The 11,404-nt window shown below is 61.5% G+C and carries 11 protein-coding genes; 7 read left to right on the forward strand and 4 right to left on the reverse strand.

Annotated elements, in window-relative coordinates; genetic code table 11:
• Window positions 1-2 precede the first annotated feature (2 nt).
• From iolD to B8991_RS18085, 4 genes are read left to right on the forward strand one after another with little or no spacing between them, the layout of a single operon-like run.
• Entirely contained in the window at window positions 3-1,835 is a 1,833-nt protein-coding gene (gene iolD / locus B8991_RS18070) for a 3D-(3,5/4)-trihydroxycyclohexane-1,2-dione acylhydrolase (decyclizing) (protein ID WP_084354429.1), read from the forward strand.
• Window positions 1,832-2,743 carry a myo-inosose-2 dehydratase gene (iolE, locus tag B8991_RS18075; protein ID WP_084354431.1) on the forward strand — a complete coding sequence of 304 codons (912 nt, stop codon included), beginning with the start codon at window positions 1,832-1,834 and terminating at the stop codon, window positions 2,741-2,743. Before iolD ends, iolE begins: the two co-directional genes overlap by 4 nt.
• Before the next feature lie 12 nt (window positions 2,744-2,755).
• Window positions 2,756-3,562, forward strand: a complete 807-nt coding sequence (iolB, locus tag B8991_RS18080; RefSeq protein ID WP_084354433.1) for a 5-deoxy-glucuronate isomerase — start codon at window positions 2,756-2,758, stop codon at window positions 3,560-3,562.
• Between the two features lie 14 nt (window positions 3,563-3,576).
• On the forward strand, window positions 3,577-4,371 hold the full coding sequence (locus B8991_RS18085; RefSeq protein ID WP_084354450.1) for a TIM barrel protein: 795 nt from the start codon (window positions 3,577-3,579) through the stop codon (window positions 4,369-4,371).
• A 29-nt stretch (window positions 4,372-4,400) separates the two neighbouring features.
• Here B8991_RS18085 and B8991_RS18090 read toward each other — a convergent pair whose 3' ends face one another.
• Entirely contained in the window at window positions 4,401-5,135 is a 735-nt protein-coding gene (locus B8991_RS18090) for a FadR/GntR family transcriptional regulator (RefSeq protein ID WP_084354435.1), read from the reverse strand.
• Window positions 5,136-5,208: 73 nt separating this feature from the next.
• Here B8991_RS18090 and B8991_RS18095 point away from each other — a divergent pair, with 73 nt between their 5' ends.
• From B8991_RS18095 to B8991_RS18105, 3 genes are all read left to right on the forward strand, one after another.
• Window positions 5,209-5,961 carry a DUF2182 domain-containing protein gene (locus B8991_RS18095; RefSeq protein WP_084354437.1) on the forward strand — a complete coding sequence of 251 codons (753 nt, stop codon included), beginning with the start codon at window positions 5,209-5,211 and terminating at the stop codon, window positions 5,959-5,961.
• Window positions 5,962-5,978: 17 nt separating this feature from the next.
• Window positions 5,979-6,611, forward strand: coding sequence for a DUF1326 domain-containing protein (locus B8991_RS18100; protein WP_084354438.1), 633 nt, complete (start codon window positions 5,979-5,981; stop codon window positions 6,609-6,611).
• Window positions 6,612-6,720: 109 nt separating this feature from the next.
• The gene (locus tag B8991_RS18105; protein WP_084354440.1) at window positions 6,721-7,707 is read left to right on the forward strand and encodes an MDR family oxidoreductase; all 987 of its coding nucleotides are present in this window, start codon (window positions 6,721-6,723) and stop codon (window positions 7,705-7,707) included.
• A 155-nt stretch (window positions 7,708-7,862) separates the two neighbouring features.
• On the opposite strand, the gene B8991_RS18110 is transcribed toward B8991_RS18105, so the two are convergent.
• From B8991_RS18110 to B8991_RS18120, 3 genes are read right to left on the reverse strand one after another with little or no spacing between them, the layout of a single operon-like run.
• Complete coding sequence (locus B8991_RS18110; RefSeq protein WP_084354442.1) at window positions 7,863-8,738, reverse strand: amidohydrolase family protein; 876 nt, start codon at window positions 8,736-8,738, stop codon at window positions 7,863-7,865.
• A gap of 11 nt (window positions 8,739-8,749) precedes the next feature.
• On the reverse strand, window positions 8,750-10,564 hold the full coding sequence (locus B8991_RS18115) for a feruloyl-CoA synthase (RefSeq protein ID WP_084354444.1): 1,815 nt from the start codon (window positions 10,562-10,564) through the stop codon (window positions 8,750-8,752).
• Complete coding sequence (locus B8991_RS18120) at window positions 10,561-11,055, reverse strand: MarR family winged helix-turn-helix transcriptional regulator (RefSeq protein ID WP_084354446.1); 495 nt, start codon at window positions 11,053-11,055, stop codon at window positions 10,561-10,563. Before B8991_RS18120 ends, B8991_RS18115 begins: the two co-directional genes overlap by 4 nt.
• Window positions 11,056-11,404: the final 349 nt, after the last annotated feature.

Genomic DNA, 11,404 nt, shown 5'->3' on the forward strand with positions numbered 1-11,404 from the left:
CGATGAGCAAGACAATCAGACTGACCGCCGCGCAGGCAATGATACGCTATCTGACCGCACAAATGACCGAGACGGGCGAGCCGTTCATCGCCGGTATCTGGGCGATCTTCGGTCATGGCAACGTCGCGGGCATCGGCGAGGCACTGCACGGCGCGCGCGACCAGATCCCTACCTGGCGCGGCCATAACGAACAGACCATGGCGCATGCGGCAATTGCCTATGCAAAACAGTCGGGCCGCAGGCGGGCGATGGCCGTGGCCACCTCGATCGGGCCGGGCGGGACGAACATGGTCACGGCCGCCGCGCTGGCGCATGTGAACCGTCTTCCCGTCCTGTTGATCCCCGGCGACGTGTTCGCGCATCGCGGCCCCGATCCGGTGCTGCAACAGATCGAAAGCTTCGGCGATGGCACGGTCACGGCCAATGACACGTTCAAACCCGTCAGCCGCTATTTCGACCGGATCTCGCGGCCCGAACATCTGCTGACCGCGCTGCCCCGCGCCTTCCGCATCATGACCGATCCGGCAGATTGCGGCCCGGTGACGCTTGCATTCTGTCAGGACGTGCAGGCAGAGGCCTATGACTACCCCGCCAGCTTCTTTGAGCCAAAGATCTGGTATCAGCGCCGCATTCGTCCAGACGCGGGCGAGTTGGACCGCGCAGCAGAGGCCATCAAGGCCGCGAAAAATCCGGTGATCGTCGCGGGCGGCGGCGTGCATTATTCCGGCGCGACCGAGGCGCTGCAAGCCTTTGCCGAGGCGCACAACATCCCCGTGGCCGAAACGCAGGCCGGAAAGTCCGCGCTGGCCTGGGATCATCCGCTGAACCTTGGCCCCATCGGTGTCACAGGCGGCGACCCGGCCAACAAGATCTGCGAGAGTGCCGATCTGGTGCTGGGCGTGGGCACGCGATTTCAGGATTTCACCACCGGATCCTGGGGGCTGTTCGCCAACCCGGCCCGCGTGCTGATCAGCCTGAACACCGCCGCCTATGACGCCGAAAAGCATGGCGCGATGCCGGTACAATCCGACGCTTTGGTCGGGTTGGAAGAACTGACATCCGCGCTTGGTGCCTATAAGGCCGACGCGCTTGCCCCCGACCTGAAGGCGGATTGGTTTGCAGCCGTCGATGCCCTGACCGATGCGCCGACCGACGGCAACGCGCTGCCCACGGATATGCAGGTCATCGGTGCGGTGCAACGCGCCGCCAATGACAACACCGTTGCCATGTGCGCGGCCGGCACGATGCCCGGCGAATTGCACAAGCTGTGGAAAGCCCCCCGCCCCGGTGCCTATCACATGGAATACGGCTTCAGCTGCATGGGGTATGAGATCGCGGGTGCCATGGGCATCAAGATGGCCCAGCCCGACCGCGACGTGATCTGCTTTACCGGCGACGGCACCTATATGATGGCCAATTCCGAACTTGCGACCGCCGCGATGATGGGGATCGGCTTTACTGTCGTGGTGACGGACAATCGCGGCTTTGGCTGCATCAACCGGCTGCAAATGGGCACTGGCGGGGCAGAGTTCAACAATCTGCTGGATCACACGATCCACGAGACGCCTTCGGCCATCGACTTTGCGGCGCATGCCCGCGCGATGGGCGCAACCTCGGTCAAGGTTGCGTCTATTGCGGAGCTAGAGGACGCGCTGGCCAAGCGGGGCGACATCACCGGACCTTATGTCATTGTCATCGACACGGACCCCTACCCGTCCACCCCCAATGGCGGCACATGGTGGGAGGTTGCCGTGCCAGAGGTCAGCACCCGGCCCGAAGTAAACGAAAAACGCGCGGCCTATGAGGCGGCCCTTGAGAAAAGAAAAACCCAATGAGCGTCCGGATCGGGATCTCTCCCATCGCGTGGCAAAACGACGACCTGCCGGATCTGACGGCGGGCTTCACGATGGAACAGGCGCTGCTAGAGGCGCGCCAAATCGGCTATACCGGTGTCGAACGCGGCCGCCGGATGCCGCAGGACACCGACGGGCTGCGCCAATATCTCGATGCCAATAACATCGCGCTTTGCGGCGGTTGGTGTTCGGGCAATCTGATGGGGACCAGCGCGTCTGATGAAATCGAGGCAGTGCGCCGGCAGGTCTATCAATTCGTGGCACTCAACGCGCCCTGCCTGGTCTATGCGGAATGCTCGAACACAGTTCAGGGCCAGATAAACACGCCTGTGAACGACCGACCCAAACTATCACGCGATGAAATCAGAACTTATGCCGCCAAGCTGTCCGAGCTTGCCAAATGGATGGCAGATCAGGGTATGGTGCTGGCCTATCATCACCACATGGGCTCGATGATCGAGGATCAGGACGACATTGATTGGCTGATGGAGGGCAGCTCGGACGCGGTGACGCTGCTGTTTGACACCGGCCACCTGCATTTTGGCGGGGTCGATGTGATGGCGACGCTGGATAAATGGGGCCACCGCGTCCGGCATGTCCACTTCAAGGATGTCCGCGCGGATGTGGCAGCCAAGATCCGCGCCGAAAACCGCAGCTTTCTGGACGGTGTGATTGCGGGTGCCTTCACCGTGCCGGGCGATCCGCAAGGCTGCGTCGACTTTCAGGCCGTCACCGACGCGCTGGCAAAGTCAGGCTATACCGGCTGGATCGTGGTGGAGGCAGAACAGGACCCGGCCAAGGCCAATCCCTACGAGTATTCCAAGCTGGGCTACGACCACATCGTCGAGATTTGCGGCAAATCCGGCCTGACCATCGACACACGAACCTGAAGGAGCCCCCTAATGGCGGACCTGCAAAGAAAACCCTTCGGCACGCGCGGCAAGGTGCATGCGATCACCCCCGAAAGCGCGGGCTGGCGCTATGTCGGCTTTTCGCTTTACCGGCTCAAACCGGGGGATACCGCCGCAGAGGCGACCGGCGACAATGAGGTGATCCTTGTCATGGTCGAGGGCAAGGCCAGGATCACCGGCGCGGATCAGGATTGGGGGGAGTTGGGCGACCGGATGAATGTGTTCGAAAAATCCCCGCCGCATTGCCTGTATCTGCCCAATGGAACCGACTGGCGGGCCGAAGCAACGACCGATTGCGTGATCGCGGTCTGTACCGCCCCCGGCAAAGGCGGCCACGCGGCGCGCCGCATCGGCCCGGAGGGTATCACCCTGACCGAACGCGGCAAGGGCACGAACACGCGCCACATCAACAATATCGCCATGGAAAACGAGGATTACTGCGACAGCCTGCTGGTGACAGAGGTCTTCACGCCCGCGGGCCACTGGTCCTCTTATCCCAGCCACCGGCATGACGAAGACGATTTTCCGCGCATCACCTATCTCGAAGAGACCTATTACCACCGCCTGAACCCCGCTCACGGGTTCGGCATCCAGCGGGTCTATACCGACGACCTGCAATTGAACGAAACCATGGCCGTGGCGGATGGCGATGTGGTGCTGGTGCCGCGCGGCCACCACCCCTGCGGCGCACCCTACGGGTTCGAGATGTATTACCTCAACGTCATGGCGGGCCCCTTGCGCAAATGGCGCTTTGTTCCGGCCCCACCGGTCGCATGGATCGTGGAGCGCGACGCGTGATGAAAGACCAACGGATGCGCCAACCGTTCCAGCTTGCGGCCTGCGCCGAGATGCTCTGGCAGGACAGGCCAATGGATTGGCGCGCGGCGCGCCTGACCGAGATGGGCCTTGGCGTCGGCCTTTGGAACTGGTCCGCCTGGGATCTGGACGCGCTGGAAAGGTCAGGTGCAAACTTCACCATTATGAACGGCTATCTTGAAGGTCGGCTGGCCGATGAGGAAGGCGCCACCATGCTGCTGGCCTCAGCGCGCGAGGCCGCGCAGGTCGGCAAACGTCTGGGCGTGGACCGGCTGAACCTGCATGGCACGGGGTTGGGCGATGGCGGCATCCCGATCCGGCAACAGGAAACTGTCAGTGGCGCGATGTGGCTGAAGGCCAAGGATACGCTGCACCGTCTATGCGATCTGGCAGAGAAAGAAGACGTCGTTTTCACACTGGAAAACCTCAACGCGCTGGATCACCCCGGTTGCCCGTTCGCCAGCACGGCGGACGTACTGGCGCTGGTCTCTGCGGTGGATCGACCGCAATTGCGGATCAATCTTGACCTCTACCACACGCAGATCGGCGAAGGGGATCTGATCCGCTGGTGTGAAAAATGCCTGCCATGGATCGGCGAGATACAGGTCGCTGACAATCCGGGCCGTTGTGAGCCGGGCACCGGAGAGATCAACTATGCCGTGGTTGCACGGGCGCTGATCGAGTTGGGGTATCATGGCCCGGTCGGGATGGAAGCCTTTGCCGCAGGTGACCCTGACACCGCACTGGAAGCGTTCCGACTCGCATTTTCAGCAGAACCGTCAGTTGACTAGGCGGGAAACCGTTCTGGCCGCGCCCGGTGCTAACCCGAGGCCGCGCGTGACGCAATGAACCGCTTGCCCAACTCCAGCGTGTAGCTCTCAAGCTCTGACAGCACGGTATCAGCGCCAATTGTGTCGCGGGCCTCTACCGCATCCGTCAGCCTTGTATGCAGCCGAACGATCTGACCCCGCGACCGGGCGCTGAAGGTGATCATGTTCATCAAGGGCTGCATCGCCTCGACCGCACCGGCAAGCTGATAGGACAGGATCGGATTGGCCGCCGCATCCACCAGCGCGCGGTGCAGGGCGACATCCGACGCACAGAACGCCTCGTCGCTGAGATCGGGTTGGCTCTGGCGGTGAATCTCGGCCCGCATCGCGGCGAGGTCATCCCCTGTCCGGCGAAGCGCAGCCAGTGCCGTGCAGGATTTTTCCATCGCGAAGCGCGCTTCGCAGGCGATGTCGAAATCCACCTCGTTGATCGACAACAGCAGGGTCGAGGCCGTCGCGTGCAACGCTTGCGCCTCCTTGTAGGACAGGCGTCGGACGAAAGCCCCGCCAAATGCCCCGCGTTCGGTGCGAATAAGCGATTGCGCCGCGAGCCGTTTCAGCGCCTCGCGCACTGTCGGGCGCGACACTGCGAATGTCTCGGCCAGATCTGCCTCTGACGGCAGGCGGTCGTCGGCCATCAAATCACCGGCCAGAATGGAATCGCGGATTGCCTTGGCAATCTGCGCGGGCAGATCTGGTGTTTGATTTCGCTTGCTTCTTTTCATTTGTCTTACATTTAAATGTCAGGCATTTTGATTGCAAGCTTGATCGTCAGATGCAGGACAGGAAGGAGGGGCCATGCTCGCATTGCGTATCAGATCACTACGCGGCCCGCACTGGCTCGCCTTTTTTGGCGCTACGATACTGTGCTGGGCGGTGCTGTTCCGCATGGCCATCCCGTCAGATTTGCGAAGCCTTGAGGCGACCTACGGCGCGTCCTTTGTCGAATTGCTGTGCAGCGGCGGGTTCGGCGCGTCCGGCTTTGCATCCGCATTCGCGATGTGGGCGCTGATGAGCGCCGCGATGATGGCACCCACCGCCCTGCCCGCCTTTGCCACCTATGAAGATCTGGGCCGCATCACCCCGACGGGTCTGGGCAAGCTGTTGAGCGGTTATCTCACAGCATGGATCGGGTTTTCCGTGATCGCCGCGATGGCACAGGTCAGCCTGTTTGAGTTGGGGTGGATCGGCGGGTTCGGGCAAAGCCTGTCGGTACCGCTGACGATGGTTCTGCTGATCGGCGCGGGCCTCTATCAATTCAGCGCAATGAAAGACGCCTGCCTGTCGCGCTGTCGCGCACCGCTGACATTCTTCATGCAATATTGGGACGAAGGTCCGTATCGCAACGGGCTACGATTGGGGTTGGATTGCGTCGGGTGCTGCTGGGCGCTGATGCTGCTTGGGTTCGTCGGCGGCACCATGAATCTGGCCTTCATGGGCCTGGCCATGGTACTGATGACGCTGGAAAAACTGCCCGACCTTGGCCGCTATTTCACCAAACCGCTTGGCGTCGCCCTGATCGCCGCCGGGCTTGCGATACCACTTTTCTGAAACCGAGGAGCCCCGCAATGGCATTGGACGCCACCACCATTCCCGACTGGACGCTCAAGGGAGAGCTGATCCTGAACTGCAACTGCACGGTGTTCTGCCCTTGCGTTGTCAGCCTTGGCAAACATCCCCCGACAGAGGGGCATTGCCAGACCTGGGGCGGCGTCCGCATTGATCAGGGTCAACACGGCGAAACCGACCTGGCGGGACTGAATGTCGGTCTGATGATCGAGATCCCCGGCATGATGTCGCGCGGCAACTGGAAGGTCGCGTTGTTCATCGACGACCGTGCGACAGACGCGCAATATGACGCGCTTGTCTCGATCTTCAGCGGTGCCTCGCGCGGCACGACCGGCTTGTTCAAGATCCTGGTCAGCGAGATTTTGGGCCATGAGCGTCAGCCTGTCACCTACGAGACCGAGGGCAAGACACGTCATATCACCGTCGGTCGCAAAATTCAGGGCGTGGTGACGCCGGTCGGCGGCAAGGATGAGGACAAGGATCTTGTCATCACCAATACGCAATACTGGATGGGGCCCGATATCACCGTGGCCTCTGCGCAAAAAGGCAAGCTGCGCGCCTACGGCCGGGTCTGGGATTTCGACGGACGCTCGGCCGAGATCTGCCAGATCGACTGGCACGGGCCGCGCTGAACCAGCGACAACAGTCGCACGCGGCAAGACCACGCAAACGGCCGGGGGCGCCTCATAGCCTGCACCCCGGACCCATTCACAAGATAACTGGCTTTCAGGAAAGGACACCATGTTCAAGGCTCTGCTTGTTGAGAAGAATGACGAGGGCAAGACCTCTGCCTCGGTTCAGGACATCAGCGAAGATCAATTGCCCGAGGGCAATGTCACCGTTGCGGTTGAGTATTCCACCGTCAACTACAAGGACGGGCTGTGCATTGGTCCCGGTGGCGGGCTGGTGCGTACCTATCCCCATGTGCCCGGCATCGACTTTGCCGGGACGGTCGAAACATCGGACGACGACCGCTACAAGCCCGGCGACAAGGTCGTGCTGACCGGTTGGCGCGTGGGCGAGAACCGCTGGGGCGGCTATGCCGAGAAGGCGCGTGTGAGCGCCGATATGCTGGTGCCCCTGCCCGAGGGGCTGACGACCCGTCAGGCGATGGCCGTGGGCACCGCCGGTCTGACCGCGATGCTGGCCGTCATGGCGCTGGAGGATCGGGGGCTGAAGGATGGCCCGCTGCTTGTCACCGGGGCCGCGGGCGGTGTCGGGTCGGTCGCGACCGCGATCCTTGCCAATCTGGGCCATGAGGTCGCCGCCGTTACCGGACGCCCCGAGCAGGAGGACTATCTGAAAAGCCTTGGCGCCACGCAGATCGTTGCGCGCGAAGAGTTGACGGAGGTTACCCGCAAACCGCTTGAGGCAGAGCTGTGGGGCGGGTGTGTGGATGCCGTCGCCGGTGCCATGCTGGGCCGTGTGCTGAAGCAGATGAAATATGGCGCTTCCGTTGCCGCGATCGGCCTTGCCGGCGGTGCCGCGATCGAGGGCGCGCTGATCACGCCCTTCATCCTGCGCGGCGTCAACCTGCTGGGCATCGACAGCGTGATGCAGCCATATCAGAACCGCGTCCGCGCGTGGGGCCGGATCGCCAAGGATCTGCCGATGGACAAGCTGGAGGCGATGGTACAAACCGCCACGCTTTCGGACCTGCCGGGTCTGGGCAAAGACATCCTGAAAGGTCAGGTCAAGGGGCGGGTGGTCGTCGATGTAACCGCCTGACGGGCGACGCGGGGTGAACGTGTAGGGCGGCGACCGGCGTCGCCCCGCACGGTCAAATTACCGACCGGCATGTCATCAATCCAGCGCGACACGTTTCCGGCCACGGCAACATCGCGCATGGAAAACCAAATGCCACCCGAAAAGGGGCAACGGGGTCACTCGGAAACGCCCAGAAGCCGCATGGCGTTTTCCTTCAGGATCAGCGGGCGCACCTCGTCCTTGAAATCCGCCTTGTCGAAGGCGTTCAGCCATTTCTCGGGCGAGATCATCGGCCAGTCAGATCCGAACAGCATCTTCTTTTTCAGCAGGCTGTTGGCATAGCGCACAAGGATCGGCGGGAAGTATTTCGGCGACCAGCCCGACAGGTCGATATAGACATTGGGCTTGTGCTGGGCGACCGCCAGCGCCTCTTCCTGCCAGGGAAAGCTGGGATGGGCGGCGATGATGTTCATATCGGGAAAGTCCACTGCCACATCATCCAGATACATCGGGTTGGAATATTTCAGCCGCATCCCGTTGCCGCCACGCATCCCCGACCCAACGCCCGTCTGCCCGGTGTGAAACAGTGCCACGCAGTTATGCTCTGCCAGGACTTCATAAAACGGATAGGCCATCCGATCATTGGGATAGAACCCCTGCAAGGTCGGATGAAACTTGAAGCCCCTGACGCCATGGTCCTCCACCAGTCGCCGTGCTTCGCGCACCGCCATCTTGCCCTTCCACGGGTCGATGGACGCAAAGGGGATCAGGATGTCGTCATTCTGTTTGACCAGTTCCAGAACCTCGTCGTTGGAATAGCGCCGGTAGCCGGTCTCACGCTCGGAATCGACGGGAAAGATCACCGCCGCGATGTTCTGTTCGCGGTAATGCGCGGCGGTTTCGGGAATGGTCGGGGGATGTTCCCACGGGGCACCGAAATACCCCGCCATGGTACGCTGCAACTCGTCATAGCCGTCATCGGTATGGCAGCCGCAGGGTTCCTCTGCATGGGTGTGAATGTCGATCGCACGGACCTTGGAAAAATCGACCATGGTTGCCTCCTTCAGACGCGGATCAGCGCCGGGTCTTCGTTGTCGTAAAGCCGTTCAAGCAGATCGGCGCGGCGCGTGATGATGTTGCGCACGTTGAGCGAGCCCTTGTCGGTGATCTCGCCGTCTTTCAGCGAGGGCGGTTCGGCCAGTACGATGGCACGGCTGATGCGCCTGGCAGAGCCTGTGGCGGCGTGGGCCATCTCGCGCAGGCGCTCTTCGATCCTGGCTTGCAGCGTGGGATCGATCACCGCGCCCTGCGATGTGTTATCGCCGCGCAGTTGATCGGGATACGGGATGATGAACATACCAATTGCGTCGCGGTCATGGCCGCAGATCACCACATCCTGCGCCAACCCGCGCAGCCCTTCCAGCGCGTCGATCCGCAGTTTGCCCGCCTGAACCCATGTCCCGGTCAGCAATTTGAAATCTTCGGACACGCGCCCGTCAAAGGTCAGCCCGCGATCCGGATCGTCGACATCGACAAAGCGGACGGCATCACCGGTGATCAGGAAACTCTCGTCGTCAAAAGCCTGCGCCGTCTTGTCAGGATCGCCGAAATATCCCGCCATGATGTTGGGGCCCTTGACGCGCAGCTCGCAGCGCATTTCAGCGTCGGGAGTCAGCTTGATCTCGGTCCCCGGCAGCGGCACGCCGATCACCCCGGACCGTCCGATAGGTTCATGCAGCATGATCGTGGCGGGCGCGGTTTCAGTCATGCCCCAGCTGGAAATCATCAGGGGCAGCTTGCCGCGCACCTCGCGCGCCATGTCCTCAAGCCCGGTCCAGACTTCTTGCGGAAGCGAGGCACCGGCATAGAAGATCAGATCAAGATCGCGGAAATATGCCTCGCGCAGCGCGGCGTTGGTCTTCATTTCCTGCACCAGCAAGGAAAACCCCACGGGCACGTTGAAGGACAACGTTCCGGGTTTTTCGATGATGTTGCGCACGGTATCTGCAAAAAGGTTGTTGGTCGGCTTGCCGCTGTCGATCACCAATGTGCCGCCATGGGCAAGCATCATGTTGACGTTATGCGATCCTCCAAAGACGTGATTCCACGGCAGCCAGTCGCAGATCCGCGGCGGACGATCCTTGAGGAACGGCAGGACAGAGGCCATCTGCGCCTGGTTGGTACACATCATCTTCTGCGTGGTCAGCACGCCCTTGGGATCGGAGGTCGACCCCGAGGTGAAAAGGATCTTGGTCACGGTATCCGGCCCCATCGTAGCATGGCGGGCGTCCAGATCGACAGTTGCATCGCCATTTAGCAGATCAGCAAAGGCTGTCACGTCCCGAGGCGCGCCAGCGGAGTTCGAGGCGACAACCTCTACCCCGTCGAACTGCGGAAGCCTCAGGGCAGAGGCATAGCGCCCGGCATCGTCTGTAAAGGCCATAGACGGTTTGACCTTGTCCAGAACATAGGTCAGCCGCCCATGTGCCTCGGGGGTCAACGAATATTGCTCGGCCAGTGGCACGGTCGGAACACCAACATACTGCGCCCCGAAAGACAGCAGCGCGTGATCGACGGAATTGCCTGACAAGATGACGATGGGCGTGTCCTGCGTCAGCCCGCGCGCCAGCAGCCACGCCGCAACCGCCCGCACCTGCCGCAGCGCCTGCGCATAGGTGACCTCGCGCCAGCTATCGCCTGCCCGCTCGGACAGAAACACGCGGTCGGGCGCAGCACTTGCCCAGTGATGCAGCCAATCGGATGTACGGTCGACAACGGCGTCCAGCGGCACATTCGAGGTTAGAAAAAGATGAGACTTTTCGCGCCGCATTTCGACAGAATGGGGCACCAGCCTCAGACCTGTGACCGGGTCTTTCATTCGTCCGCTTCCTGCCGTTTCCGTGTCGCGCTGCGCGTCGCACGCACAAGCAATTCCCGAAGCGTGCGGATGTCCTCGACTGCGAGCTTGTCAAACAGCGCATCCTCATGCGATTGCACGGCACGCTCCGCATTTTGCCAAAGATGCCAACCCTGTGCTGTCACCTGCAACGCGTAGGCGCGGCGATCGGTTTCGACGGGCTTGCGGTCAATTGCGCCCAGGTTCTCCAGTTCGTCGACCAACACCACGACACCTGACCGCTTGATATTCAGCACTTCCGAGAGCTGTGTCTGAGAAATGCCTTCGCTGCCCAGCACCACTGCAAGCGCCGAGAACGTGCCGATCCGCAGGCCAAAAGGTGCCAATGTTTGGGTCAAGTCGCCCTGTAATTGCATATAGGCCCGTTTTATGTTGTAGCCGACGAACTGACGCAACAACCTGTCAGACGGCTGGACCGAAATGTCCTCGTCAGTGTCACTCGATAAAGCCATTACGCTCCCTCTCCGGATTTTTCAGATGTCACTGGCAGGACGCCGGACGCTGATGGGGAGCACGGTCTGAATCGGTGCCTGCACCTGATGCCGTCGTTTCATCGGCCGCCACGAACCCCCTCCGGAAATCAATAGGTGCTCAAATATATTGTTATGTCAGTGAACATGTTTAATCAATCAATCTTTCAAGCACTTATTGGACAGCATCGCGGATGACACGCCAAGCGTCGGCACGTCCTCCGGCAACTTGTTGCGTATGCGCCGTCTCGGCCCCATTGGTGTTTCGCTTGCGGTGGGGTGCTCGGCTCATTCTGCTGACGTTTTTGCCTTCGTGAACGCTCAGAATGAG

Source organism: Primorskyibacter flagellatus (assembly GCF_900176485.1).
GTDB lineage: Bacteria > Pseudomonadota > Alphaproteobacteria > Rhodobacterales > Rhodobacteraceae > Primorskyibacter > Primorskyibacter flagellatus.

What these genes read in the sequence shown, in the direction of transcription:
- iolD (WP_084354429.1), top strand. Translation starts at nt 3, where the DNA reads ATGAGCAAGACAATCAGACTGACCGCCGCGCAGGCAATGATACGCTAT.
- iolE (WP_084354431.1), top strand. Translation starts at nt 1,832, where the DNA reads ATGAGCGTCCGGATCGGGATCTCTCCCATCGCGTGGCAAAACGACGAC.
- iolB (WP_084354433.1), top strand. Translation starts at nt 2,756, where the DNA reads ATGGCGGACCTGCAAAGAAAACCCTTCGGCACGCGCGGCAAGGTGCAT.
- B8991_RS18085 (WP_084354450.1), top strand. Translation starts at nt 3,577, where the DNA reads ATGCGCCAACCGTTCCAGCTTGCGGCCTGCGCCGAGATGCTCTGGCAG.
- B8991_RS18090 (WP_084354435.1), bottom strand. Translation starts at nt 5,135, where the DNA reads ATGAAAAGAAGCAAGCGAAATCAAACACCAGATCTGCCCGCGCAGATT.
- B8991_RS18095 (WP_084354437.1), top strand. Translation starts at nt 5,209, where the DNA reads ATGCTCGCATTGCGTATCAGATCACTACGCGGCCCGCACTGGCTCGCC.
- B8991_RS18100 (WP_084354438.1), top strand. Translation starts at nt 5,979, where the DNA reads ATGGCATTGGACGCCACCACCATTCCCGACTGGACGCTCAAGGGAGAG.
- B8991_RS18105 (WP_084354440.1), top strand. Translation starts at nt 6,721, where the DNA reads ATGTTCAAGGCTCTGCTTGTTGAGAAGAATGACGAGGGCAAGACCTCT.
- B8991_RS18110 (WP_084354442.1), bottom strand. Translation starts at nt 8,738, where the DNA reads ATGGTCGATTTTTCCAAGGTCCGTGCGATCGACATTCACACCCATGCA.
- B8991_RS18115 (WP_084354444.1), bottom strand. Translation starts at nt 10,564, where the DNA reads ATGAAAGACCCGGTCACAGGTCTGAGGCTGGTGCCCCATTCTGTCGAA.
- B8991_RS18120 (WP_084354446.1), bottom strand. Translation starts at nt 11,055, where the DNA reads ATGGCTTTATCGAGTGACACTGACGAGGACATTTCGGTCCAGCCGTCT.